This is a genomic window from Sphaerisporangium sp. NPDC005289, assembly GCF_040607455.1.
Lineage (GTDB): Bacteria > Actinomycetota > Actinomycetes > Streptosporangiales > Streptosporangiaceae > Sphaerisporangium > Sphaerisporangium rhizosphaerae.
This window is the reverse complement of sequence record NZ_JBEXGS010000022.1, coordinates 116,389-140,180: the sequence shown is the minus strand read 5'-3', so window position 1 is coordinate 140,180 and position 23,792 is coordinate 116,389. Positions and strand designations below refer to the sequence as shown.

Annotated in this window: 19 protein-coding genes; 7 read left to right on the top strand and 12 right to left on the bottom strand. The window is 70.6% G+C overall.

Annotated features, from left to right (window positions below; all coding sequences use genetic code 11):
- Positions 1 to 14: 14 nt before the first annotated feature.
- The 3 genes from ABZT47_RS31095 to ABZT47_RS31085 all read right to left on the bottom strand — a co-directional run bounded on the left by ABZT47_RS31095 (position 15) and on the right by ABZT47_RS31085 (position 5,333).
- Positions 15 to 1,070: a LacI family DNA-binding transcriptional regulator gene (locus ABZT47_RS31095; protein WP_354849951.1), complete on the bottom strand. Its 1,056-nt coding sequence runs from the start codon at positions 1,068 to 1,070 to the stop codon at positions 15 to 17.
- Positions 1,067 to 3,904 carry a glycoside hydrolase family 3 C-terminal domain-containing protein gene (locus ABZT47_RS31090; RefSeq protein WP_354849949.1) on the bottom strand — a complete coding sequence of 946 codons (2,838 nt, stop codon included), beginning with the start codon at positions 3,902 to 3,904 and terminating at the stop codon, positions 1,067 to 1,069. The genes ABZT47_RS31095 and ABZT47_RS31090 overlap by 4 nt, the downstream gene beginning before the upstream one ends.
- A gap of 217 nt (positions 3,905 to 4,121) precedes the next feature.
- Positions 4,122 to 5,333 carry an ROK family transcriptional regulator gene (locus ABZT47_RS31085; RefSeq protein ID WP_354849946.1) on the bottom strand — a complete coding sequence of 404 codons (1,212 nt, stop codon included), beginning with the start codon at positions 5,331 to 5,333 and terminating at the stop codon, positions 4,122 to 4,124.
- A gap of 315 nt (positions 5,334 to 5,648) precedes the next feature.
- Here ABZT47_RS31085 and ABZT47_RS31080 point away from each other — a divergent pair, with 315 nt between their 5' ends.
- From ABZT47_RS31080 to ABZT47_RS31065, 4 genes are all read left to right on the top strand, one after another.
- Positions 5,649 to 7,361, top strand: a complete 1,713-nt coding sequence (locus tag ABZT47_RS31080; RefSeq protein ID WP_354849943.1) for an extracellular solute-binding protein — start codon at positions 5,649 to 5,651, stop codon at positions 7,359 to 7,361.
- An 84-nt stretch (positions 7,362 to 7,445) separates the two neighbouring features.
- Positions 7,446 to 8,501: an ABC transporter permease subunit gene (locus tag ABZT47_RS31075; RefSeq protein WP_354849940.1), complete on the top strand. Its 1,056-nt coding sequence runs from the start codon at positions 7,446 to 7,448 to the stop codon at positions 8,499 to 8,501.
- Entirely contained in the window at positions 8,498 to 9,403 is a 906-nt protein-coding gene (locus tag ABZT47_RS31070; protein ID WP_354849937.1) for a carbohydrate ABC transporter permease, read from the top strand. The genes ABZT47_RS31075 and ABZT47_RS31070 overlap by 4 nt, the downstream gene beginning before the upstream one ends.
- A gap of 10 nt (positions 9,404 to 9,413) precedes the next feature.
- Positions 9,414 to 11,042, top strand: a complete 1,629-nt coding sequence (locus ABZT47_RS31065) for an alkaline phosphatase family protein (RefSeq protein WP_354849934.1) — start codon at positions 9,414 to 9,416, stop codon at positions 11,040 to 11,042.
- A gap of 51 nt (positions 11,043 to 11,093) precedes the next feature.
- Here ABZT47_RS31065 and ABZT47_RS31060 read toward each other — a convergent pair whose 3' ends face one another.
- On the bottom strand, positions 11,094 to 11,342 hold the full coding sequence (locus ABZT47_RS31060) for a hypothetical protein (RefSeq protein ID WP_354849931.1): 249 nt from the start codon (positions 11,340 to 11,342) through the stop codon (positions 11,094 to 11,096).
- Positions 11,343 to 11,643: 301 nt separating this feature from the next.
- Here ABZT47_RS31060 and ABZT47_RS31055 point away from each other — a divergent pair, with 301 nt between their 5' ends.
- Both ABZT47_RS31055 and ABZT47_RS31050 read left to right on the top strand, forming a co-directional pair.
- Positions 11,644 to 13,704 carry a protein kinase gene (locus tag ABZT47_RS31055; protein WP_354849928.1) on the top strand — a complete coding sequence of 687 codons (2,061 nt, stop codon included), beginning with the start codon at positions 11,644 to 11,646 and terminating at the stop codon, positions 13,702 to 13,704.
- Positions 13,705 to 13,709: 5 nt separating this feature from the next.
- Positions 13,710 to 15,770: a protein kinase gene (locus tag ABZT47_RS31050; RefSeq protein ID WP_354849925.1), complete on the top strand. Its 2,061-nt coding sequence runs from the start codon at positions 13,710 to 13,712 to the stop codon at positions 15,768 to 15,770.
- 102 nt (positions 15,771 to 15,872) lie between these two features.
- On the opposite strand, the gene ABZT47_RS31045 is transcribed toward ABZT47_RS31050, so the two are convergent.
- Together ABZT47_RS31045 and ABZT47_RS31040 are read right to left on the bottom strand one after the other, a co-directional pair.
- Positions 15,873 to 16,073 (bottom strand): DUF397 domain-containing protein, encoded by a 201-nt coding sequence (locus ABZT47_RS31045; protein WP_354849922.1) that lies wholly within the window; start codon positions 16,071 to 16,073, stop codon positions 15,873 to 15,875.
- Positions 16,064 to 16,894 (bottom strand): helix-turn-helix transcriptional regulator, encoded by an 831-nt coding sequence (locus ABZT47_RS31040; protein WP_354849919.1) that lies wholly within the window; start codon positions 16,892 to 16,894, stop codon positions 16,064 to 16,066. Before ABZT47_RS31040 ends, ABZT47_RS31045 begins: the two co-directional genes overlap by 10 nt.
- Before the next feature lie 345 nt (positions 16,895 to 17,239).
- Here ABZT47_RS31040 and ABZT47_RS31035 point away from each other — a divergent pair, with 345 nt between their 5' ends.
- Entirely contained in the window at positions 17,240 to 17,542 is a 303-nt protein-coding gene (locus tag ABZT47_RS31035; protein ID WP_354849916.1) for a hypothetical protein, read from the top strand.
- A gap of 385 nt (positions 17,543 to 17,927) precedes the next feature.
- Here the strand turns inward: ABZT47_RS31035 and ABZT47_RS31030 are convergent, their stop codons facing one another.
- From ABZT47_RS31030 to ABZT47_RS31005, 6 genes are read right to left on the bottom strand one after another with little or no spacing between them, the layout of a single operon-like run.
- On the bottom strand, positions 17,928 to 19,499 hold the full coding sequence (locus ABZT47_RS31030) for a fused response regulator/phosphatase (RefSeq protein ID WP_354849913.1): 1,572 nt from the start codon (positions 19,497 to 19,499) through the stop codon (positions 17,928 to 17,930).
- Complete coding sequence (locus ABZT47_RS31025) at positions 19,492 to 21,162, bottom strand: ATP-binding protein (protein WP_354849910.1); 1,671 nt, start codon at positions 21,160 to 21,162, stop codon at positions 19,492 to 19,494. The genes ABZT47_RS31030 and ABZT47_RS31025 overlap by 8 nt, the downstream gene beginning before the upstream one ends.
- Positions 21,159 to 22,154, bottom strand: a complete 996-nt coding sequence (locus ABZT47_RS31020) for an ATP-binding protein (RefSeq protein ID WP_354849907.1) — start codon at positions 22,152 to 22,154, stop codon at positions 21,159 to 21,161. Before ABZT47_RS31020 ends, ABZT47_RS31025 begins: the two co-directional genes overlap by 4 nt.
- On the bottom strand, positions 22,151 to 22,552 hold the full coding sequence (locus tag ABZT47_RS31015; RefSeq protein ID WP_354849904.1) for an anti-sigma regulatory factor: 402 nt from the start codon (positions 22,550 to 22,552) through the stop codon (positions 22,151 to 22,153). Before ABZT47_RS31015 ends, ABZT47_RS31020 begins: the two co-directional genes overlap by 4 nt.
- A complete protein-coding gene (locus tag ABZT47_RS31010; RefSeq protein WP_354849901.1) occupies positions 22,549 to 22,914 on the bottom strand; it encodes an STAS domain-containing protein in 366 nt (121 codons plus the stop codon). Before ABZT47_RS31010 ends, ABZT47_RS31015 begins: the two co-directional genes overlap by 4 nt.
- Entirely contained in the window at positions 22,914 to 23,750 is an 837-nt protein-coding gene (locus ABZT47_RS31005) for an STAS domain-containing protein (RefSeq protein ID WP_354849898.1), read from the bottom strand. The genes ABZT47_RS31010 and ABZT47_RS31005 overlap by 1 nt, the downstream gene beginning before the upstream one ends.
- Positions 23,751 to 23,792 lie beyond the last annotated feature (42 nt).

Genomic DNA, 23,792 nt, shown 5'->3' with positions numbered 1-23,792 from the left:
GCGCGCACGGGCGGTCAGCCCTTCGTCGGTGCGGTCGCCGGGTTCGCGAGGAGCGGGACGGGACCGGGGGCCGTCGTGCTCTGGCGGATGGTGAGCCGAGGCGGCAGCAGGGTGGCGTCGGGGACGGCGCCGCCCTCCAGCTTGGCCATGAGCAGGCGGACGGCCTGGTGGCCGACGTCGGCCGCGGGGATGAGCACCGAGGTGAGCGGCGGGCTGGCCCGTTCTGCGACGTCGTCGGGGCAGATGGCGACGACCGAGACCTCCTCGGGCACCCGCCGGCCGAGCACCCGCAGCGCGCCCAGCACGTGGCCGACCGCGGCCTCGTTGTGCACCACGATGCCCGAGAGCCCGGGATGCTCCTCCAGCAGGGCCTTCACGGCCGCGCACACCTCGTCGAAGCTCTCTTCGCACGGCCGGGCGATCGCCGTCGCGCCGTGCTCGCGCCCGGCCTCGGCGAAGCCCTCCATGGTGCGCTCGGCGTAGCCGGTGCCGCGCTGGTAGACGACGTTCGGCGCGCCCAGCAGCGCGATCTCGCGGTGGCCGAGGGAGGCCAGGTGCTCGGCGCAGATCGCCCCTGCCTGTGCGAAGTCCAGGTCCACGCAGGTCAGCCCGGAGGCGTCGGCCGGGAAGCCGATGAGCACGCTCGGCTCCTCCAGCTCGCGCAGCAGCGGCACCCGGGGGTCGTGGATCTCCACGTCCATCAGCACCAGGCCGTCCACCAGCGCGCTCGCGGCGACCCGCCGCAGCCCGTCGGGCCCCTCGTCGGCGGTCATCAGCAGCACGTCGTGGTCGAACTGCCGGGCGGTGGTGACGACCGAGGTGGCGAACTGCATCAGGACGGGCAGGTGCATGCCGGCGCGCAGCGGCAGCACCAGCGCGATGACGTTGGACCGCTTGCTGGCCAGCGCCCTGGCGCCCGCGTTCGGGTGGTAGCCGAGCGCGCGGACGCTGCGCATGACGCGCTGGCTCGTCGTCGCCGAGATCGCGCGCTTGCCGCTGAGCACGTACGAGACGGTGCTCACGGCGACGCCGGCGTGCTTGGCGACGTCGGCGATGGTGACCGTTCTCAACGAGCGCTCCCCGTGGCCTGCCGGGTGAAGCGGAGCTCGCTCACCGTGACCCCCTCGTTCTCGAACACGACATAGAGATCATGCACTCCCGCCGCCCCGGCGAGGGGACAGGTGACCGTGGCCAGGTCGTATCTGTCCCGCGACGGCGCCACCGACACCGCGCCGATGACCTCGCCGTACAGCGGGTCGTCCAGCCGCAGCGTCAGCACGCCGCCCTCGGTGCTGGAGACGGCCAGCAGGCAGTCGGCGGCGCCGCCGGCGAAGTCGACCTCCCGGAAGGCGATCCACCCGCCGGGGTCGGTGCCCCGGACCGCGTCGCCGCCGGAGCGGGCGGCGTCGCACAGCACGATTCCGTCGTACTCGTCGTTGTCGGCCGCGTCCAGGGGGCGGGTGTAGGGGTCGCGGGCGGGGATGCGCTCGCCGGCCACCGTGAAGTGCGCGCACAGCCGGATGTCGCGCGCCGACGCGCCCACCTGGACCTTGTGCGGGGCCTCCTCGACCACGAACCTCCCCCGGGTGACGTCCCAGAACGCCAGGTCGGCGACGTCGACGGACAAGGTGAGGGTGCGGCTCTCCCCGGGCGCGAGCCGCACCCGCTCGAAGCCGCGCAGCTGGCGCAGCGGCTGCTTGACGCGCGAGCGCCGCTGGTGGGTGTAGAGCTGCACGACCTCGGTGCCGGGGCGCAGACCGACGTTGGTGACGGTCACCCGCACGTGCAGCACGTCGTCCGGCGCGAGGGCGGCCGAGGACAGGCGCAGGTCGGAGTAGGTGAACCGGGTGTAGCCGAGGCCGTGGCCGAACGGGTACAGCGGCGTGCCCCGGTAGTACAGGTACGTGGAGTCGGTGGCGATGATGTCGTAGTCGAACAGGTCGGGCAGCTCGCGGGCCGACCTGTACCACGTCTGGGTGAGCCTGCCGCCGGGGTCCTCGTCGCCGAACAGCACGTCGGCCAGGGCGTTGCCGTACTCCTGGCCGCCGTGGGCGGACCACAGGACGGCCGGCACGTTCTCCTGGGCCCAGGTGACCGCGAACGGGTAGCCGCTGCTGAGGACCAGCACCGTGCGGGGGTTGGCGGCGTGGACGGCGCGCAGCAGCGCCTCCTGCGCGGGCGGCAGGGCGAGGTCGGCGCGGTCCTCGGTCTCGCGGCCGTTGACCAGCGGGTGGTCGCCGAGCACGACGACGGCGACGTCGGCGGTGGCGGCCAGCTCGGCGGCGGCCTGGGCGCCGCTCTCGACCATTTCCAGGGTGAGCACGGCGGCCGTGTCGGGGTCGTCGGTGAGCCGCAGGACGCCGTCGGGCGCCAGCCCGACGTGGCGGCCGGTGGAGATGTGGCGCAGCGCCAGGGTGCCGCGGGGACGCTCGTCCAGCCGGAAGGTCTGGCGCACCTCCCAGCCGTTCGGGCCTGGCTGGTCGTTGACCAGCACGCCGTCGTCGCCGACCGACACGTACCTGCCGTTGGCGCAGGCCCGCAGCGCGTAGGCGCCGCCGCCCCAGTCGAACAGGTCGAACCAGGTGGCGCGGGCCTCGCCCGCCGGGGAGACGGCGAGCGGGCCGCCGGCGAAGTGCTCGGCGGCCGTGACGTGGCCTCCCGCCGCGTTGAGCGCGACCCGGTCGACGCCCTCGGCGAAGGCGGTGACGCACCGTTCGGCGAGCCCGGCGCGGGCGGTGACGGCGTAGGGCAGCGTGCCGCTGTACCAGTCCTCCATGAGCGTGTCGGCGAGCGGCCCGATGACCGCGACGCGCTCGGGGGCGCGCAGGGGCAGCAGGCCGTCGTTCTTCAGCAGGACGATGGACTGCGTGGCGGCCCGCCGGGCGAGGGCCTGGTGCCCGGCGCTGTTGACGATGTCCTCGGTGATGCCGTCGTAGGGGGTGGCGGGGTCGAACTCGCCGAGGCGGAGGCGGACGGCCAGCGCGCGGCGGACGGCGGTGTCCACGTCGTCCTCGGCGAGCAGCCCGCGCTCCAGCGCCTCGGTGATGTGGCCGAGCGTGGCGGCGGGCCGGTCGTCGTCCTGGGTGAAGCTGTCGGTGCCGGCCTTGATCGCCGCCGCGTAGGCCTGCGGCAGGTCGTCATGGTAGCCCTGCAGGCCGGCGAGGTTGCCGGGGGCGTAGGCGTCGCTGACCACCAGCAGGTCGTCGCGGGTCCAGGCGCGCACGACCTCGTTGATCAGCGGGCTGAGCATGGCCGGGCGGCCGTTGACCAGGTTGTAGGAGGGCATCAGCGAGACGGCGGCGCCGGCCTCGATCGCGGGGCGGAAGGCCCGCAGCTCATACTCGCGCAGCACGCGGGGCGGCAGGTTGCTGGAGGTGACGCAGCGGTCGGTCTCGTTGTTGTAGGCCAGGAAGTGCTTGAGCGTGGGGGCGGTCCTGAGCGTCGGATGGTCGCCGCGCAGGCCCCGGGAGAAGGCGGTCCCCATGACGCCGGTCAGCCATGGGTCCTCGGAGTAGCCCTCCTCGTTGCGGCCCCAGCGGGGGTCGCGCAGCGGGTTGACGACGGGCGCCCAGACGTTGAGGCCCGCGCCGGCGGGGTCCTTGTGGTGCATCGCCACCACCTCCTCGCCGGTGGCCGCGCCCACCTGGCGCACCAGGTCGGGGTCCCAGGTGCTGGCCAGTCCGATCGCCTGCGGGAAGACGGTCGCCGGGCCGAGCCAGGCGAGCCCGTGCAGGGCCTCGGTGCCGGTGCGGAAGGCCCCGACGCCGAGCCGGGGCACGGCCGCCTGGTACTGGTGCAGCAGGCCGATCTTCTCCTCCAGCGTGAGCCTGGCGAGCAGGTCGGCGACGCGCGCCTCGACCGGCAGGGCGGGATCGCGGAAGGTGCCTGACACCGGTTCGTTCATCTGGGACCGTCCTTCGCTCACCGAGGTGCGTTTCGAAGCGCTTCGACGCCGAGCGTCTCTGGTGGTCGAAGCGCTTCGACGCGGCCGGGACGTCCAGGCGTATCGAAGCGCTTCGACGGTGTGCACGAAGATTTCAGCAGCGTTACATCCGGGGTTCTCCTGAAGAGTGCCGCTTCGCGGCCTTTGGGTCAAGAGTCCGTCAAGAGTCCGTCGCGAGTCAGCCCTGGGCGGGCAGGCGGCCGGAGTCGACCGAGTCCAGCAGGCGGGCGGCCGCCCCGAGGGCCGCCGCCCCGTAGCCGAGGGTGGAGGCGACCAGGCGGGTGCCGCCGGCCTCCGGGGCGAAACTGCGGCGGGCGAACTCCTCGCGCGCGGCGGGCAGCACCCACGGCGCGAGGGCGATGTAGTAGCCGCCGAGGACGACCACCTCGGGGTTGAGCACGTTGGCGATGATCGCCACGCCCTTGCCCAGCTCGCCGCCGATGGTGGCCAGGGTGTCCAGCATGAGCGGGTCGCCTCCGCGGGCGAGCCGCACGACTTCCTCGATCTCGGGCTCCAGCTCGGCGGGCGCGGCGTCGGGGGCGGTGCGTTGGAGCACGGCCGTCATGCCGGCGACGGCCTCCAGGCAGCCGCGGCGCCCGCAGCGGCACTCGGCGCCCGAGGGGTCGATCTGGATGTGGCCGATCTCGCCGGTGAAGCCCTGGCCGCCGCGGCGCAGCCGGCCGTCCATGATGACGCCCGCGCCAACGCCGACCGCGCCGGTGAGGTAGACCAGATCCGCCGCCCCGCCGTGCGGGCCGAAGCGGTGCTCGGCGAGCGCGGCGAGGTTGGCGTCGTTGTCCACCAGCACGGGGAAGCCCGGGTCGCGCAGGGCCTTGGCAAGGTCGCCGGCCAGGTCGACGTCATGCCAGCCCAGGTTGGGCGCGATGCGCACCGAGCCGCCCACGTCGACCAGGCCCGGCACCGCGACCGTCAGGCCGAGCACCTGGCGGGCCTCCTTGCCCATGCGGCCGAGCACCCGCCGGGCCAGGGCGGCGACCGCGGCGACCGCCTGGTTCGGGGTGGCGGTCGCGCCGGGGAAGGACCGGCGCCACGACAGCAGCTCGGTGCCCGCCAGGTCGACGGCGACGGCGGTCAGGTAGTCGACGTTCACCTCGATGCCGATGGCGGCGTAGGGGGAGCCGTCCAGCACGAGCATGGTGGCCGGCCTGCCGACGCGGTTCTCGGTGAGGCCGGTCTCGCGCAGCAGCCGCCGGTCGATGAGGTCGGCGACCAGGCTGGACACCGTGGCCTTGTTGAGCCCGGTGGAGGCCGCGATGTCGGCCCGGGAGCAGGGCGCGTTCTCCCGCACGAACCGCAGCACGACCGCGAGGTTGGTGGCCCTGACGTCGGCGAAGTCCGCCGGCTGAGGCCCGGTGTGCGTATTGATCAAAATCAGCCCCGTTCCCGCTGAGCCCCGGTGGGCCCATCATGCCGCATCGTCGAGCCGCTGGTCATACCTCGCCCTCGCCCTCCCTCGCCGGCCGCCGTCACCAATCCGTGACCGGCGGCCCGGGGGAACGGCCGGGCCGTCCCTTGTGGCGCCCGGGCCCCTGGACTAATTTGTTTGGTCATCAGACGAACTAACTCTACCCCGGGGCCCGCCCCTCCCGACACCCTCGACCCTTCACACACCTGGCCCGACCTGAAGGAGCGCCGTTGACACCCCCGTATGAAGCGCCGCACACCCCCGCGAAGGGAGCCTCCGATGACATCTCCCACTGACGGCGCGAGCGCCGGCACCCATCCCAGCCGCCGGGGGTTCCTCGGCCTGGTCGGCCTCGGCGCGGCCTCGCTCGCCGGAGGCGGCCTCGTGGCCGGCTGCTCCACCCCCTCCGGGCGCAGGCCCGGCAGCGGCGGCGCCACCGCGGCGGCGGCCGACAAGCTGAAGTCGCTCACCCCGTCCTACGTGCCCTTCCAGGGCGTGAAGCCGGACGTCCCCGGCACCGTCTCCAACCTGCTCGGCGTGCCCGACGTCGGCGGCGGCTTCCTGAACTACCCCGCCACCCTGGCCGACGCCGTCCCCGGCACGGCCGGCAAGGGCGGCTCCTACAAGGCGATGACGCCGCTGTGGGGCCCTCCCCCGCCCGGACTGTCGGAGAACGCCTACTTCCAGGCGTGCAACGCCGACATCGGCGCGACCATCGACTTCCAGATCGCCGACGGGACCACCTACGTCGACAAGGTGACGGCCCGGCTCGCGGGCGGCGACATCCCCGACCTCATGGTCATCCCGCAGTGGGAGATCGAGAAGATGGCCGACTTCAACCGGGCCGTCGACCAGGCGTTCGAGGACCTCACCCCCTACCTGCAGGGCGACAAGGTCAAGGCCTACCCGATGCTGGCCAACCTGCCCAGCCCCGCGTGGGGCTTCTCGGTCTTCAACGGCAAGCTCATGGCGGTGCCCTTCCCGACCGACCCGTTCCCCCTCGCCCTGCTCTACCGCAAGGACATCTTCGACCAGCACTCCGACTGGAAGATGCCCACGACCGCCGACGAGCTGCTCGACCTGGGCAAGGCGATCACCGATCCCAAGGGCAAGCGCTGGGCGTTCGGCGACATCCACGAGATGGTGTGGCCCGTCTTCAAGGTCCCGCAGGAGTGGCGGCTGGAGGGCGGCAAGCTCGTCTACAAGTACGAGACGCCCGAGTGGGAGGCGTGCGTCGCCTTCATGCGCAAGCTCTTCCAGGAGGAGCTCATCCACCCGAACGTGGTCAGCGCCAACCGCGGCGCCAACGAGAAGGACCTGTTCGCCTCCGGCCAGATCGTCATCTACCGCGACGGCCTGGGCGCCTGGCACGAACTGCTGCAGCAGCACCGCGGCAAGAACCCGAAGTTCGCCATCGAGGCGATGCCGCTGTTCTCCCATGACGGCAGCACGCCGATCATGTACCACAACAAGCCGGCGGGGATCTTCACGTTCGTGAAGAAGGGCCTGGGAAAGGACAAGATCGCGGAGCTGCTGTCCGTCCTCAACTGGTGCGCCGCCCCGTTCGGCACCAAGGAGTACGAACTGGCGACCTACGGCGTGGAGGGCAAGCACTTCACCCGGGACGACAAGGGCGTGCCCCAGTTCACCGACCTCGGGCGCAAGGAGGCACAGCCGACCTACGTCTTCCTCGGCGGCAGGCCGATCGCCGCCGACTACGTGGCCTTCCCCGACGCCGTCCGGGGCAGCGTCGGATGGCAGAACGCGTCGTTCAAGTACATCGAGAAGACCCCGCTCGACGGCATCCGGGACCAGCGGCCGTCCCGGATGGCGGGCCTGCAGATCCCCACCGAGGACAAGTTCACCGACATCATGCGCGGGCGCCGGCCGGTGAGCGACGTCAAGCAGATCGTCGCCGAGTGGCGGCGCGACGGCGGGGACGAGGCGCGCGAGTTCTACATGAAGGTCCTGCGGGACAACGGCCGTGCGTAGCCGCCCGACGAGCATGGCGAGCGCGACGACCGTGCGCGACGTCCGAACGGGCCGGTCCCGGCCGGGCGGGCGAAGGCGGCCGGAGTGCTGAGAAAGGCCACGGAGACCGGCCCGGCGGGTGACCTGACCTCACCCGCCGGAACCGGCACCACTAACAATGTCCGCAACACCGCCTCCAAAGCAAGCCGGAACGGCAGGAAACCGGTCGGGGCCGGCGCCGATCCCGCCCGCAGGCCGTTGCCGAGCCGCCTCCGGCGGGACTGGCCGCTGCTGCTGATGACGTTCCCGGCGGCCGGACTGCTGCTGGTCTTCCACTACGTGCCGCTGCTCGGCAACGTCATCGCCTTCCAGGACTACTCGCCCTACGTCGGCTTCAAGGACAGCCCGTTCGTCGGGTTCAGCAACTTCCAGTGGCTGCTGGCCGACCAGAGCTTCTGGGACGCGACGCTGAACACGCTGAGCATCACCGCGTTCCAGCTCGTCTTCTACTTCCCCGTGCCCATCGCGCTGGCCATCCTGCTCGACAGCGTCGTGCGGCCCCGCCTGCGGCTGCTCATCCAGGGCATCGTCTACATGCCGCACTTCTTCTCCTGGGTGCTGGTCGTGACGCTGTTCCAGCAGATGTTCGGCGGGGCCGGGCTGATCTCGCAGATCCTGCGCGACCACGGGCACAAGGGCGTCGAGCTGATGACCAACCCCGACACCTTCCTGCTGCTGGTCACCGCGGAGACCGTCTGGAAGGACGCGGGCTGGGGAACGATCATCTTCCTGGCCGCGCTCGCCGCCATCGACCAGAACCTGTACGAGGCGGCGGCGGTGGACGGCGCGAGCCGCTGGAAGCGGATGTGGCACATCACGCTGCCCGGCCTGCGCCCGGTGATCATCCTGCTGCTGATCCTGCGCCTCGGCGAGGCGCTCAACGTGGGGTTCGAGCAGTTCTTCCTCCAGCGTGACGCGGTCGGCAGGGAGGCGGCCGAGGTTCTGGACACCTTCGTGTACTGGCGCACGCTGACCACCGGCGAGTGGAGCTACGGAGCGGCGGCGGGCCTGGTCAAGGGCCTGGTCGGGCTGCTGCTCATCCTGGTGGCCAACAAGGTGGCCCACCGATTCGGCGAGCAGGGGATCTACAAGCGATCATGACGACCACGACTTCGCGCCCGGCCTGGGACGAGGCGCCGCGCCTCGCCGGACGGCTGGCCAAGAACCTGACGCTCACGCTGATCGCGGCCTGCGTCGTCTTCCCGGTCTACATGGTGGTGCTGACCAGCCTGTCCACCCAGGAGACCGTCACCCGGGCCGGCGGGCTGGTGTGGGTCCCCGGCGAGCTGTCGTTCGCCGCCTACGGCGAGCTGTTCTCCGGCGGAGTGGTCACCCGCGCCGTCGTGGTCAGCCTGGCCGTCACCGCCGTCGGCACGGCGATCAGCCTGTCGGTGACCGTGCTGGCGGCCTACGGGCTGTCGCGGCCCGGCTCGCTGTTCCACCGCCCGCTGCTGTTCATGATCCTGCTGACGTTCCTGTTCGGGCCGGGGATGATCCCGAACTATCTGCTGGTCAGTTCGCTCGGGCTGATCGACAGCTACTGGTCGCTGATCCTGCCCGGGGCCGTGAGCGCGTTCAACCTGGTCGTGATGCGCGCGTTCTTCATGAACATCCCCGGCGAGATGACCGACAGCGCGCGCGTGGACGGGGCCGGCGAGTTCCGCATCCTGTGGCGCATCGTGCTGCCCGTCTCCAAGGGCGTCATCGCGGTCATCGGCCTGTTCTACGCGGTCGGCTACTGGAACTCCTTCTTCAACGCCGTGCTGTACCTCAACGACGCGAGCAAGTGGCCGCTGCAGGTCGTCCTGCGGCAGTACGTCCTGCAGGGGCAGTCGCTGATCGTCGGCCAGACCAGCGACACCATCGCCGGCCATCCCCTGCCGCCGAGCCTGGCCATCCAGATGTCGATCGTCACGGTCGCGCTGATTCCGGTGCTGTTCGTCTACCCGTTCGTGCAACGCCATTTCACCAAGGGAGTAATCATCGGCGCGGTCAAGGGGTGATGATGTGCGGATGCGAGCGAGAAGAAGACCTCTGACGGCCGCCGCCGCCTGCGGGTTGCTGGGCGCCCTGTCGCTGCCGGCCTGCGCGGCCGTGGCCGACGGCGGCCACGGCCGCCCGGAGCCGCACGTGATCGGCGGTTACCGCCACCTGGTCGTCATCTACGAGGAGAACCACAGCTTCGACAACCTGTACGGCGACTGGGGCCCGGTCGGCGGGCAGCGCGTGGACGGCCTCGGCCGGGACGCCGTCCGGGTCAGGCAGGTCGCCCAGGACGGCACTCCCTACCGCTGCCTGGCCCAGAACGACGTCAACCTCGCCACCCCTCCCCTGGAGGGCACCTGCCAGGACGCCGCGCACGGCGTGGCGGCCAGCCACTTCGCAAACCGGCCGTTCACCATCGACGACTACATCGGGCCCGAGGACAGGACCTGCCCTGCGCCGGGCGTGTCGGCCCCCAACGGCGTGCCGGAGGACGCCGACGGCGCCGAGCCCGGAGGCTGCACGCGCGACCTGGTGCACCGCTTCTACCAGGAGCAGTACCAGATCGACCACGGCCGGCAGGACCGCTACGTGACCGGCAGCGACGCCATCGGCCTCACCATGGGCGTCTACGACACCCGTGAGCTGCCCATCTGGAAGTACCTGCACTCGGCCGGCGCGCCCAAGTACGTGATCGCCGACCGCTTCTTCCAGGGCGCCTTCGGCGGCTCGTTCCTCAACCACCAGTGGCTGATCGCCGGCCGCGCGCCCGTCGACACCAGCGCGGGCCCGGGCGGGCCGGACGAGGGGCTGCACTCGGTGCTCGACGCCGCGGGGTTCCCCAACGCCGGCTACCCGCTGTACAAGCCGGCGACGGCGGTCAAGGACGCCCAGCTCACACAGGCGTGCGGGCCCACGGCCAACCCGGCGTTCGCCTGCGGCGACTACGCGGTCAACACCATCCAGCCGGCGAGCGCGCCGCACGGCGGCGGGGCGCGGCTTCCGCTCATCGACGACGCCGCGTACCCCAACATCGGCGACCGGCTCAGCGGCAAGGGCGTCAGCTGGGCCTGGTACTCCGGCGGCTGGGACGACGCGGAGGCCGGGCATCCGGGCCCGCTGTTCCAGTACCACCACCAGCCGTTCAACTACTTCGCGGCGTACGCGCCCGGGCAGCCCGGCCGCGCGCACCTGAAGGACGAGACGGCGTTCGTCGAGGCGGCCGAGGAGGGGACGCTCCCGGCGGTCAGCTTCGTCAAGCCGTACGGCGCGGAGAACGAGCACCCGGGCTACGCCAGCGAGCCGAACGGCAGCGACCACCTGGTGGACCTGCTCAAGACCGTCCAGAGCGGGCCGCAGGCCAAGGACACCCTGGTGGTCGTCACCTACGACGAGTTCGGCGGCCAGTGGGACCACGTCGCGCCGCCCGGCAGGGACGGCCGCACCCGCGGCGCCTCCGACCGGTTCGGGCCCGGCACCCGCATCCCCGCGCTGATCGTCGGCGGGTCGCTGCGGCACTCGGGCGTGGACCACACGGTCTACGACACCACTTCCATCATCGCCACGATCGAGCGAGGGCTGAAGCTGGCCCCGGTCGGCGTCCGTGACACCAAGGTCAACGACCTGACGGGCGCCCTGCGCGCCGCCGGCTCGCTGTGACCTCGGCGCCGGCCCTCTGGTGACACAGGGGGCCGGGCCACGGGCCGGTGGTCAGCGGGAGACGGCCCCGACGTGGTCGACCAGCTCGGAGATGCCCTTCTCGCGGGCGCAGTGGGCGCAGCAGTACCAGTGGCCGCTGGCCTCGACACCGTGGCCGATGATGCGGCACCCGCAGTGCTCGCACACGGGCGCCATGCCCTGGATGGCGCACTCGAAGCAGTCATAGGTGTGCACGCCGCCCTTGGCATGCACTTCGAAGCTCATCTCATAATCATTACCGCATACTTCGCATCTAGCCATGATCTTCCTTTCGAGTCGACTTTATCCCGAAGTACCCAGAAAGGACGCTCAATCCGCTAAGCCGGTCGATTCCGTACACACCTTTGATGCACTCCGGAAAGCCGGGCACCGGCCCGGACGGCGTGCCACATCGGGCCTCGCCGCCCGCCCACTCCCCGTCGCCGCCAGGCGCTCCCGCCCGACACCTAAGCGTGAGAGGCTGGTCAAAGTCCGGCAAAAGTGATGAGCACTCCCCCGCCATCGCTTTTCATCCGCATAATTGACGATCTACCGACGGACTTTCCCTAAGGAGAATCCCGACATGCCGGAGGCTTCGCCCCTCCTCACGGATGATCCACCCGATTTAGGCGGCTACCAGGTCCTCGGCCGGCTCGGCGAGGGGAGCAAGAGCACGGTCTACCTGGCGAAGGGGCCGGATGACGAGCACGTCGCGCTCAAGCTGCTGCACGCCGGCCTGACCGGCTCCGACCGGTTCCTCGCGAAGGTCGAGGAACTGCGGCAGGTGTCGGCCTTCTGCACGGCCCAGGTCATCGAGACCGGCCTGGCGGGCGAGCGGCCGTACGTGGTCAGCGAGTACATCGACGGGCCCACCCTCAGGCGGGCCGTCGAGCAGGACGGCCCGCTGCGCGGCCCGGCGCTGCACCGGCTGGCCATCGGCACCATGACCGCGCTCGTCGCCATCCACCAGGCCGGCATCGCCCATCGCGAGTTCGACCCCAGCAGCGTCCTGCTCGGCCCGGACGGCCCCCGGGTGATCGACTTCGGCATCGCCGAGGCCCTGGACGCCGGGGTCTCCAGCACGACGCGCTCGGTCGGCAGCCCGGCCTACCTCACCCCCGAACAGCTGGAGGGCTCGGCCGTCGGCGCCGCGTCCGACATGTTCGCCTGGGCCGCCACCATGCTTTTCGCCGCCTCCGGGCGCGACCCGTTCGACGCCGGCAGCATGTCCGCCACGATCAACAAGGTCCTGCGGGACGAGCCCGACCTCAGCGTCCTGGACGGCGACCTGCTCAGCCTGGTGGGCCAGTGCCTGTCCAAGGATCCCGTCCGCCGCCCCACCTCCGGCGAGGCCCTCCTCCGCCTGGTCGGCCACTCGCAGATCCTCGCCACGGCGGAATCGATCGCCGCGGCGCCCGGCGCGCCCTCCCCGCACGCGGCGGACGCGACGCCGGCGTGGCCCCCGGGCGACCTGCGTTCGGCGCCGCCCCCCGACCCGGCGTCCCGCGTGACGCTCCCTCCTCCAGGAAGGGGCGCTCGCCGGCGCCGCACCCTGCTGCTCGCCGCGGGCGCCGTCGCCATCGCCCTCGTCTCGGGCGGCGCGGTCTACGCGCTGGTTCCCCGCACGACCGTCACCACCGTCGCGCGCGCCACCCCGACGCCCGTGCCGGCGCCGTCCGCCTCGGTCATCCAGGCCTCGCCCAGCCCGCCGGGCCCGCCGACCAAGGACGTGACCCTCCCGGACACCAAGATCGAGCTGCACGAGAACCCGGCGGATCCGTTCCAGGTCAACGCCTACCTTCTCCAGAACATCGACGACAAAGTGCTGAGGAGCTACGCCCGCGACGCCGGCACCGACACCTTTCGCAAGATCGCCGAGAACGGCGAGTTCGGCGATCCGACCATCTCGCCGGACGGCGCCTGGATCGCGATCAACCCGATGCTGAAGTTCGCGGCCGGAAACTACGACAACGTCGTCTTCCTCAACCGCAGGACCGGCGAGAGATTCGTCGTCGACACCCTCAAGCAGCCGCTGCGCGGGCTGGCCGGCGTGTGGAGCAGGGACGGCAAGCGCTACCTGCTCACCTTCTACCACTTCACCGACAAGAAGGAGCAGCAGTACCCCGGTGGCTTCGTCGTGGTGGACGTGACCACCCGCAAGGCCACCGTCGTGATGACCGACGACCAACGGGACGGGTTAGGCAACTTCGACTGGAGCCCGGACGGCGCGTACGTCGTCGGCGCCTACGAGACCAAGGGCAAGCCGAGGTTCGGACTGCGCTTCCGCGACCTGAACGGCGACGTCGTGCGCACCCTGCCGTGGGTGAGCCAGATCCCCGGGGCGGGGCTCTTCTCCCCCTCCGGCGCCTCCTTCTACAGCTACTGCCCGGAGTCGGAGTCGACCAAGGACACCAGCATCTGCGTGTGGAACCTCGCCTCCGGCAACCGCACGGCCACCATCCCGGCCTGGACCAAGATGTCCATCCAGGGCTGGTGGGACGAGCACCACCTGGTCCTGTACGACCAGCGCAAGGCCGACAGGAAGCTCGTCGTCATCGACTTCCACGGCAAGACCACCCGCACGCTGGCCGAGATACCGAAGAAGGACGCCGAGGCGGTTCAGCTCCACTTCGGCCGGAAGTAGCGGGCATGAGTTCCACGGTCCCCCTGCGTCCCGGCGATCCGACCCGCGTCGGCGACTACGAGGTCACCGGTCGCATCGGTGAGGGCGGCCAGGGCTCGGTGTTCCTCGCCAGGACCCCCGCCGGCCAGTCCGTGGCGATCAAGGTGCTGCGGCCCGGCCCGGCGGGGCAGGACACCGCAGGGCCGGGTTCACCGGACCGGTTCCTGCGCGAGACCGAGATCCTGCGCCGGGTGGCCCCGTTCTGCACGGCCCAGGTCGTGGAGAGCGGCACCGCCGACGGCCGCCCGTACATCGTCAGCGAGTACATCGAGGGCCCCACCCTCCAGCAGGTCGTCGACGCCGAGGGCCCGCTGCGCACCACCCGCCTTCATCGACTGGCCGTCGGCACCCTCACCGCGCTCTCCGCGATCCACCGGGCCGGGGTGGTGCACCGCGACTTCAAGCCGAGCAACGTGCTGCTGGGCCGCGACGGTCCGCGGGTGATCGACTTCGGCATCGCCCGCGTGCTGGACACCTCGGCGACCGGCTCCGGCGCGATCGGCACGCCGCCGTACATGGCCCCCGAGCAACTGGAGGGCGGGCTCGTCGAGCCGCCCGCCGACCTGTTCGCGTGGGGATCGACGATGGTGTTCGCGGCCACCGGGCGTCCACCGTTCGGGATGGACTCGCTGCCGGCGGTCGTGAACCGCATCCTGCACCGCGAACCCGACCTCGGCGACCTCCAGGGCGACCTGGGCGACCTGATCGCCGACTGCCTGTCCAAGGACCCGGCCCGCCGCCCGGCCGCCCGCGACGCCCTGCTGCGCCTGCTCGGCGCCCAGGAACGGCCCGCCGGGACCGACCTGCTCTCCGCCGGCTCCGCCGTCGCCGCCGGCGCGACGCCGCCCCCGTCCCCTCCCGGCGAGACCTCCGCCCCATCCCCTCCCGTCGAGACGCCGGCCCCGGCCTCTCCCGGCGAGATCGTCACCGTGCCGGGCGCGGCCTCCGCCGGGCGCCCGGGGGTCGTGCGGCTCGCGGCGGGCGCGGTGGCGCTGGCGCTGCTGTCGGGGGGCGTCGTGTACCTGCTCGGCCGGACCGGCGACGCGGAGGGAGGCGGCCCGGCGAGCCCGTCCGCCGGCCCGGCCAAGGCCGTCGCGGAGGTCACCGCCGCACCGGGCCCGCCCACCTCGACCACGCGGCTGCCCGGTCTGAAGACCACGCTGCACGAGAACCCCGCCGACCCGGTCCGGATGTCCTCCTTCATGTACATCGGGGGTCAGTCGACGCAGAGCTACGAACGCGACCCCGTCTCGGGCCGCTTCACGGCCACCGGCCCCCTGCTCGAACCCGCGATGTCGCCCGACGGCAGGTGGACGGCCATGCTGCCCTGGCTGAAGGACCAGACACCGCAGCCGTACGACTTCGTCCGGCTGGTGGAGCGGGCGAGCGGGCGGGAGTTCGTCGTCCGGCTGACCGACAAGCGGCTGCAGAACTACAACCCCCAGTGGTCCTCCGACAGCCGCAGGCTGCTGCTGACCACCTACGACAATTCGTCCGGGGTCAGGAAGCCGGTCGGCTTCGCCATCGTGGACGTCGCCACGACCGCGGTGACACCGGCCACTCTCGACGCGGAGGGCGCGGACGGGGCGCCGGTCATGTGGGCCCAGGGCGAGAGGAGCGTCGCACTGCGCTATGGGCGGGGCCCGAGCGCCGGCCTGCGCTTCTACGACCTGCGCGGCAAAACCGTCCGCACCATCCCGGACGTGGGCGAGGCCTACGCCACGGAGAACGCCATCTCCCCCGCCGGCAAGTCGTTCGTCACCACCTGCCCCGATGTCTACGGCACCATGTGCGTCTGGGACACCGCGACGGGCCGCCGCCGCTACTCGTTCCCCGTGCCGAAGTCGTTTCTCACCATCGGGTGGTTCAACGACGCCTACGTGATGTACCAGGACACCTCGAAGAACCCCCAGCAGATCATCGTCGCCGACCTGAAGGGCAGGACCGCCCGCGTGCTCGCCGACATCCCGGCATCCGAGGACAACGGCAAACCCGGCACCTCCGTCCACCGCTTCACCAGACGCTAACCGGACCGGCACCACACCGGGCCGTGCGCCGGAGTTCCCGGCATCCCACCACTCAGGAGCCCCCGAGCACACGCGCCGGGGGCTCGGTCACTTCATGTGTCGTCAGACAGCGAACCGGCCCGCCTTGACGCCTTGGAGGAACGCCGCCCACCCGTCGTCCGCACACACGACAACAGGCCCGCGCACGTTCTTGGAGTCGCGCACGAGAACCGCCCCGGGGAGATTCGTCGCCACCTCCACGCACTCTCCCCCGTCGCTGCCGGAGAAACTCGACTTCCGGAACCGCGCACCGCTCAGGTCCATTTCTGCGTCACCACTTCCTCAATGATCTTGCAGGACAGGTGTTGCGGGTAAGCGTCACCTCGGACGGCGTCGAAGCAGTTGACCAGCTCGGCGATCGTGTTCCGGTCTGTTACCGTCCGGCCGGTGGGCTGTGATTCCACCCGAACCGTATACGGATTGCCCCGCATCTCCGCAATGGTGTACGCGCCGTTCAGGCTAGATAGCGCTTCCGCGCTATAGGGAACGATCTGGATGGTCACCTTGGTGTGCGTCGCGATCCCTACGAGGTGTTCCAATTGCTCGCGCATCACCACGGGTCCGCCGACCGGGCGGTGGAGGACCCCTTCATCGATCAGAGCGGTGACCGAGGGCGGGCTGTCCCGCTCGAGGATCGCCTTGCGCCGCATCCGGCCGATGACCCGCTGTTCCACCTCTTCGGAAGTGATCCCGGGCAGGCGTGATAGCACCCGGCGCGCGTACCCCTCGGTCTGCAGCAGACCTGGGATGAGAAGCGGGGCCCAGAAGCGGAGTGCGGTGGCTCTCTGCTCCTCTATCGCCCAGTCGCGGAAGTGGGCGGGGACGGGAGGCGGGGGCGGCCAGACCTCCAGGTAGAGGCGGCCCAGATCACCCTCCAGGCCGAAGACCTGGTCGCACAGCCCTGCGAAGTGCTCCGAGGGCCGGAACTTGCACGTCTCGACCATGGCGACGGCGCTGGTGGAGAAGCCGATGCGCCGTGCCAGCTGCTTCTGGGTGAGCCGCGCCGCCAGCCGGTGGCGGCGCAGCTCGTAGGCGAACCGCGCCCGAGGCGACTCCTCGGGATCGATGTCGATCATCTTGGTCATGAGGTCCCCTCGCGACACCTGGCCAGACCTGACTCACCGACCTCAGAGCAACTCTGAAGCCGTTGCGTAGTCGATTCGCTACCAACAGTAAAGGCAGCGCTCCAAGCTTGGGGCGAGAAATAGCGACTCCGTGGACGCATACGGAAAGTCACCGATATCGCGATGCGTCATCCCACCGACGACAACCGCCCACGACCGACGATCCACAAGCCCCGGGAAAGGGCAACGGACATCCGCTCTCAGCATTACCATCCGTTGACATGGCGATGACTACGTTAGGTGAACGACAGAGCACGGTGCGCTCGAGTACACTCCTGACAGAGCGTGGCGGACCGGAGGTGGGCTATGTCCGAGATAACGGTCGACGTGGACGATCAGGTCTTGACGGCAGCGGCACAAGCCCTGCAGACGTCTACCGAGAAGGACACCGTGAACGCCGCACTACGCGCAGCGGTCGAACATGGCGGCATGTCTCGTCCCGCTCCTCCCACCTCCGACGCCGACGATGCCTTCGATCACGCGTGGAACAGACTGGCGGAGATCGCGGAGTCCGGTGTATGGGACTGGATGTCCGACAAGAGAGCGTATCGCGGTGGCTACCCAGTACCTGATCGACTCGAGCGCCCTTTGGCGGATGATGCGCAATGAGGCCGTCCGCGAACAGTGGCATGAACAGACCAAAGCGAGATTGATCAGCCTCTGCCCACTCGTCGAGATCGAGATGTTCTTCGGCGTGCGATGTCCCCGCGAGCGTCGCGAATGGCTCGACCTGTTCCATGCGATGTTCGGCTGGGTCTTCATACCCGATCGCGTCTATGAGCGTGCCATCCGGACGCAAGAACTCATGATCGAGCTGGGCCAGCACCGATGCGCCAGCCCTGTGGACCTGTTGGTGGCGGCGGCCGGGGAGCTCAATGGTCTGACCATTTTGCACTACGACCGTGACTACGAGACCATCGCCAAGGTCACCGGACAACCAGTGGAATGGCTGGGCCCCTCCTGGATCCTTGAACTGACCTTGGGAGCGGCGGGGTCAGGGGTCGCGGCGGACCGCTACCAGGGCGACGTCGTCGGCGCGGGGGCCGAATCTGCGGGTGAGGCGGTCGCAGAAGTCGTTGAGGTCGTCGCCGATCGTCTCGGAGATGCCCCTGACGATCTCCAGGCCGTCGTCGAGCAGCATGGTGCGTTCCTCGACGAGCCCGTCGGTGAACAGCACGATGCTGTGCCCGGGGGCCAGGTGCAGCTTGTCGACACGGTAGACCTCGTCGGTCACCCCGAGCAGGAGGTTGCCGAACCCGTGGTAGTGGGCGGCCTCGCCGACCAGGAGCGGCGGAATGTGCCCGGCGTTGACCAGTTCGACCTCGCCGGTGGCGGGGTCGATGATGAGGATGCACACGGTGGCCGTCATGCCGGGGTGGTAGCGGCGCAGAACCTTGTTGAGCAGAGCCATGATCTCGCTCAGGTCGGTCGTGCCGATGATCGCGGCGTGCAGCGCGTGGCGGAGCTCGGCCATCACCGTCGCCGCGTACAGGGAGTGACCGACCACATCGCCGATCGCGACCAGCAGCCGCTCCCCCACCGGCAGGATCTCGTAGAAGTCACCGCCGACCTGGACGTTCTCGGCGGCCGGCTCGTAGCGCACGGCGAAGGCGATGCCCGGGACGTCGGGCAGGCGGGCCGGCAGCAGGCTGCGTTGCAGGGTGAGCGCGATGGTGTGCTCTTCGGTGTAGACGCGCAGGGCGTCGACGGCCAGAGCCAATGCCTGTCCGAGCTGCCGGAGCAGGTTGACCTCGTCGGGATCGAGGGGTGAGTGGGTACGGGTGCCCAGGTAGACCGAGGGCCTGCCCTGCTTGCTGCGGCACAGCATGCCGGACGCCGGAGCGGCCGGACCGGCGCCGGGCACGCCCGGCGGCCAGTCGGCGGGGTCGAGGACCACGGCCCGAACGCCCGCCTGGTCACCTGGTGCGATGCGCTCGAATCTCTCCAGCATGTCCGCGGGACCGTCATTGGCCACCGCCGTACCCCCCGCCCGGCCGTCGTACCACCGGACTCTGCCGTCCGGCGGGAGGGCCAGCACCTCCGCGTGGCGTTCCAGCATCTCACCGGCGCCCACGACGGCCACCTGCAACAGGTGGTCGAAGGTCTCCGCCTCGTTGATCTTCCGGGTCACCTCGGCGAGGAGCGCCAGGCGGGCGGCCATCTGCTCGGCCCGCTGCCGTGCCCGCGAGTAGCGCAGCGTCGCCTCGACCGTGGCCGTGAACTCCTGGGGTTCGACCGGTTCCGACAGGTAGACGTCGGCGCCGCGCTCCAGTCCCTCGGTGCGGTCGGCCGGCGTCACGGCCTTGCCCGATATCTGGATGACGGGGATGGAGGCGGTGGCCGGGTCGGCCTTGATCCGCTCGCAGACCTCGAAGCCGTCGATGTCGGGCAGCCGCACGTCCAGCACGACCAGCTCGGGCCGCAGCTCGGCGACCTTCGTGAGGGCCTCCTGCCCGCCCGCCGCCTCGTGCACCCGGTGGCCGGCCCGGCGCAGCCAGCTCGCGAGGATGTATCGCTTGGTCTGGGTGTCGTCGACGACCAGTACCGTGGCGGGCGCCTCATTCATGGTCGCCACCGATGGCGGCGTGAATGGCGGCGAGCAGTTTGTCCCTGCGCAGTCCCTGCTTGGACAGCACGGGGTGGGACGCGGAGGGCCGCGGGGGGTCGTTCGTCACAGTCACCACGGCCACACCACGGAGCAGGTCGTCGTCGGCCATGTGCTGCAGCAGGGCGGCGCCGTCCAGTCGGGGCATCAGCAGGTCGAGCAGGACCACGTCGGGCGGGTTGACCCGCATCAGCGCCAGGGCCTCGGCGCCGTCGCGCGCCTCGTCGATGTGCGCGGCGACTCCACTCAGCAGGCGCCTGGCCAGGGCGCGGAAATCCGCGTCGTCGTCGGCGATGAGCATCCGCCGCACCTCGGGCGGCTGCATCCGGTGCGGCAGCCGCAACGTCGCCGTGGTGCCCTCTCCGGGCCGGCTGCTCAGCTCCAGCGTGCCGCCGAGCGCCTCCGCCACCCTGCGCGCGTACGGCAGCCCGAGGCCGGTGCCTCTGACGGTGACCTGGATGGGGCCGGGGACCTGGAAGAACTCCTCGAACACCTTCTCCAGATGACCGGCGGCGATGCCGATGCCGGTGTCGGCGACGGTGAAGACGACTTCATCGGTCGAGGTGTCGAGGTGCGCCAGCAGCTTCACGGTACCGCGCTCGGTGAACTTCAGCGCGTTCGACACCAGGTTGCGCAGCACCCTGGTCAGCAGTACCTCGTCGACGAGCATCTCGTGGACGGAGTCGGCCACCTCGACGCTCAGTGTCACCTCGTGGGTCTCTTCGGAGGGGCGCAGCGTCATGGCGAGCTGTTCGGCGAGGGCGACCACGTCGATGACCGACGGTCGCGGCTCCAGCCGCCCGGCCTCGGCCTTGGCCATGTCCAGCAGTTCGTCCACCAGCTCGAGAAGCGTCTTGGCCGAGGACTCGATCAGGCGCACCTGGTGCGGCTGCTCCCCGGTGAGCGGGTCGCCGCCCGGTCCGGCCATCAGCCGGACCAGGCCGATGATGGAGTTCAGTGGCGTGCGCAGCTCGTGGCTGACGTTCGTCCAGAAGCGCTTTCTGGCCTCACCGGACTGGCGCAGCCGGCGCGACTTGTCGTCCAGTTCCGCATACAGCGCCACCACGCCGCGGTTGGTCTGGTCCAGTTCCGCCGACAGCTGGCTGTACAGCGCCATGACCCCCTGGTTGGTCTCCTGCAACTCCTCGTTGAGCCGCATGACCTCCTCCAGGGTGGCGGCCAGTTCCCGGTTGTGCTCGCGGAGCTCCTCCAGGGCGCCCGCCGGGGCGAGATGGGTGAGCCGGGCGCGCACGTCGTCCAGGTCGAGCGCGTGGATGCTGACCGGAAGCACCTTGGTCATGCGGATCCGGCCGCCGGCCGGGTCGAGGGTGACGTCGTCGAACAGGCGCCCGGCCAGTTTGACGCCTTCTGAGGCGCCGATGTCCGCGCCCAGGCGGTGGTCCACGGTGATGAGCAGTTCGCGCTCGCTCACGGAGAACAGGACGGTGGCCGCGGCGTGGACGTCGAACGCCTCCCGGCCGACCTCGCTCAGCGCGGTGGCCACCCTGATCTGGTCTTGCCCTTTGAGCCCCACCATCTCGGCGACCTCGCGCCCGAGCCGGCGGAGGGCGAACACGTCCTGCTGGTCGCCCAGCCGGATCCGGATCAGCTCGTGGTCGGTCATGAGGCGGCCTTCACCGTCACCACGCACGCGTCGTCCCTGCGGCTGCCGGCCTCGCGGAGCAGGGTCGCGCTGATGACCGAGGGCGACCGGGCGAAAAGGCCCGGCATGGTCGCCGGGTTCCAGCGGCTGGTCAGCCCGTCGGAGTGCAACACCACCGAGGCGCCGGCGGGCAGCGGATACTCGAACTGCCGTGGCCGCCTGCCGTGGTGGCCGGCGATGCCGGGAAGCGACACCATCCCCTGGCGTTGCGGGCCGTGGACGATCCAGCCGGCCACGTTGCCCAGCCCGGCGAAGGACACCTCGTCCCGGCCTACCCTGGCGATCGCGATCGCGCCGCCGCGGGTGTGGCCCAGGCCCCGGTGCACGCGTTCCAAAATCTCGGCGGGCGCCAGGTCCGGCATCTGCCGGAAGACGCGCATCGCCTCACGGGACGCCTCGGCGGCCAGGTAGCCGTGGCCGAGCCCGTCGCACAGGACCACGGTGGTCCCCGTGCCGGTCTCGACGGCGGCGAAGGAGTCGCCGCACACCGTTTCCTCCCCGATCGGCCGGGTCAGGCCGCTGGACCGCAACGGTGGCGGAGATGCGCCGTCCGCCCAGAAGTGCATCGTCAGCACGGTACCTTTGCCCGGCACGGAGTACACGTCGTGTCGCGAGGCGAGGCGGGACATGGCCCCGAGCCCGATGCCGAGCGTGCCCGCCGTGGAGTGGCCGTCGCGCAGCACCTGGGCGAAGTCGCTGATGCCGGGCCCCTTGTCGATGGCCACGAATTCGATCGCGGCCGCCGACTCCGGGTGCGCGCGGAGCAGGACGGTGCCCTCTGTCGCGTGCTTGACCAGGTTGGAGACCGCCTCGCTGACCGCGATCGCCATCTCCTCCGTGCGCACAGAGGAGAACCCGGCCGTCGCGGCGAGTGTGGTGGCCGTCTTCCGCAGGGCGCCGACGACGCTGCGGTCTTCGGCCCGGGTCCAGGTGTCTCCCGCGACGATGCTCATCTCGCCCACTTCGTCACCGTCACCACGGTGCCCACGCCGGGCGTGGAGGTGAGGTCGAACTCGTCCATCAGACGGCGCGACCCGGTGAGCCCGAGCCCCATGCCGCGGCCGGTGCTCCATCCTTCGGTGAGCGCGAGGTCGAGGTCGGGGATGCCGGGACCCTCGTCGCGGAAGGACAGGCGCAGGCCCTGCCGTGCGCCTTTGCTGACGATCTCGATGCGCGCCCAGCCGCCGCCGGCGTACACCAGCGCGTTGCGGGCGAGCTCACTCGCCGCGGTCACCACCTTGGTCTGGTCGACCAGGGACAGCCCTACATCGATAGCGGCGTTCCTGACATGCTGCCGCACCAGCACCACGTCGCTGTTACCGGTGATGGGCAACTCCCGCGGTTCGGTCACCGTGCGGGGTCCCAGACATGGTCCAAGAGCGCGATGCCCTTCTCCAGGTTGAGCGCAGTGCGCACCCCTCCCAGCGACAGGCCCAGTTCGACCAGCGTGATCGCCACCGCGGGGCGCATGCCGACCACGACCGTCTGCGCGTCCAGCATCCGCGCCACCCCGGCGATGGTCGCCAGCACGCGCCCGATGAAGGAGTCGACGATGTCCACGGCGGTGATGTCGATGATCACACCGTGCGCGCCCGTGCTGACCACCATGTCGGACAGATCCTCCTGCAGGGCCAGCACGCTCTGGTCCTCCAGGTCGATCTGGATGGTGACGATAAGAATGTCGCCGAGCTTGAGGATGGGGATGCGCTCCATCAGGACCTCTCTGCCCTGACCGAGATGCGCGCCGAACGGGGCGCGGTGACCTCGACCCCGCTGCGCCTCAGCGCGTGGGCCAGGGCGTCGGCCAGCGTCGCCTTGGTGACGATGTCTCCGAATTCGATGCCGAGCGTGACGATGGTGTTCGCGATCTGCGGGCTGATGCCGGAGATCGAGCACTCGGCGCCCATCAGGCGGGCCGCGGCCACGGTCTTGAGCAGGTGCTGGGCGACCTGGGTGTCGACCGCGGGGACGCCGGTGATGTCGATCACCGCGTGCTCCGAGCCGGTGTCCACCAGCATCTGGAGCAGCTTCTCCATCACCACCTGGGTGCGCGCGGAGTCGAGCGTGCCGATCAGCGGCACCCCGATGATGCCGTCCCACAGCTTCACCACCGGGGTCGACAGCTCCAGCAGTGCCTCCGCCTGGTCGCGGATGATCTTCTCCCGGGCCGCGGAGTAGGTCTCGAACGTGTACAGCCCGAGGTCGTCGACGAGTCTGGCGAACCAGATGTACGCGCGCAACGTCTCGGTGTCGCCGGTGGCCTCCACCACCTCGTACACCGCCTCCTTCAGCGCGAAGACCGCGCGCGAGGTCTCTGAGGGGGTGAGGCCCTGCCGTGCGCGGGCGCGGGAGAATTCGGCGAGCAGGCCGCGCACGTCACTGAAGTCCCCCTGGGGATCGGACAACGCCGCGCGAAACGCCACGTAGAGCTCGCGCAGCTCGTCCTCTGGTGTCTCCGCCATCTGCCGCCAGCGCTGGAGCACCTGAGCCTCGGCGGTGCCGAGGAGATCTTCCATGCGCTGCTGGGCCGCGGAATTCGAGGTGGTCAAAAAGACTCCTGTTGTGTCGCCCCAAGGAATACTCGTCGGTCA

Bases quoted from the DNA above. Each gene is read 5' to 3' on its own strand.
- ABZT47_RS31030 (WP_354849913.1), bottom strand. From the start codon at position 19,499: ATGAATGAGGCGCCCGCCACGGTACTGGTCGTCGACGACACCCAGACC.
- ABZT47_RS31045 (WP_354849922.1), bottom strand. From the start codon at position 16,073: ATGGACCTGAGCGGTGCGCGGTTCCGGAAGTCGAGTTTCTCCGGCAGC.
- ABZT47_RS31060 (WP_354849931.1), bottom strand. From the start codon at position 11,342: ATGGCTAGATGCGAAGTATGCGGTAATGATTATGAGATGAGCTTCGAA.
- ABZT47_RS31090 (WP_354849949.1), bottom strand. From the start codon at position 3,904: ATGAACGAACCGGTGTCAGGCACCTTCCGCGATCCCGCCCTGCCGGTC.
- ABZT47_RS31070 (WP_354849937.1), top strand. From the start codon at position 8,498: ATGACGACCACGACTTCGCGCCCGGCCTGGGACGAGGCGCCGCGCCTC.
- ABZT47_RS31080 (WP_354849943.1), top strand. From the start codon at position 5,649: ATGACATCTCCCACTGACGGCGCGAGCGCCGGCACCCATCCCAGCCGC.
- ABZT47_RS31035 (WP_354849916.1), top strand. From the start codon at position 17,240: ATGTCCGAGATAACGGTCGACGTGGACGATCAGGTCTTGACGGCAGCG.
- ABZT47_RS31065 (WP_354849934.1), top strand. From the start codon at position 9,414: ATGCGAGCGAGAAGAAGACCTCTGACGGCCGCCGCCGCCTGCGGGTTG.
- ABZT47_RS31025 (WP_354849910.1), bottom strand. From the start codon at position 21,162: ATGACCGACCACGAGCTGATCCGGATCCGGCTGGGCGACCAGCAGGAC.
- ABZT47_RS31055 (WP_354849928.1), top strand. From the start codon at position 11,644: ATGCCGGAGGCTTCGCCCCTCCTCACGGATGATCCACCCGATTTAGGC.
- ABZT47_RS31020 (WP_354849907.1), bottom strand. From the start codon at position 22,154: ATGAGCATCGTCGCGGGAGACACCTGGACCCGGGCCGAAGACCGCAGC.
- ABZT47_RS31050 (WP_354849925.1), top strand. From the start codon at position 13,710: ATGAGTTCCACGGTCCCCCTGCGTCCCGGCGATCCGACCCGCGTCGGC.
- ABZT47_RS31040 (WP_354849919.1), bottom strand. From the start codon at position 16,894: ATGACCAAGATGATCGACATCGATCCCGAGGAGTCGCCTCGGGCGCGG.
- ABZT47_RS31010 (WP_354849901.1), bottom strand. From the start codon at position 22,914: ATGGAGCGCATCCCCATCCTCAAGCTCGGCGACATTCTTATCGTCACC.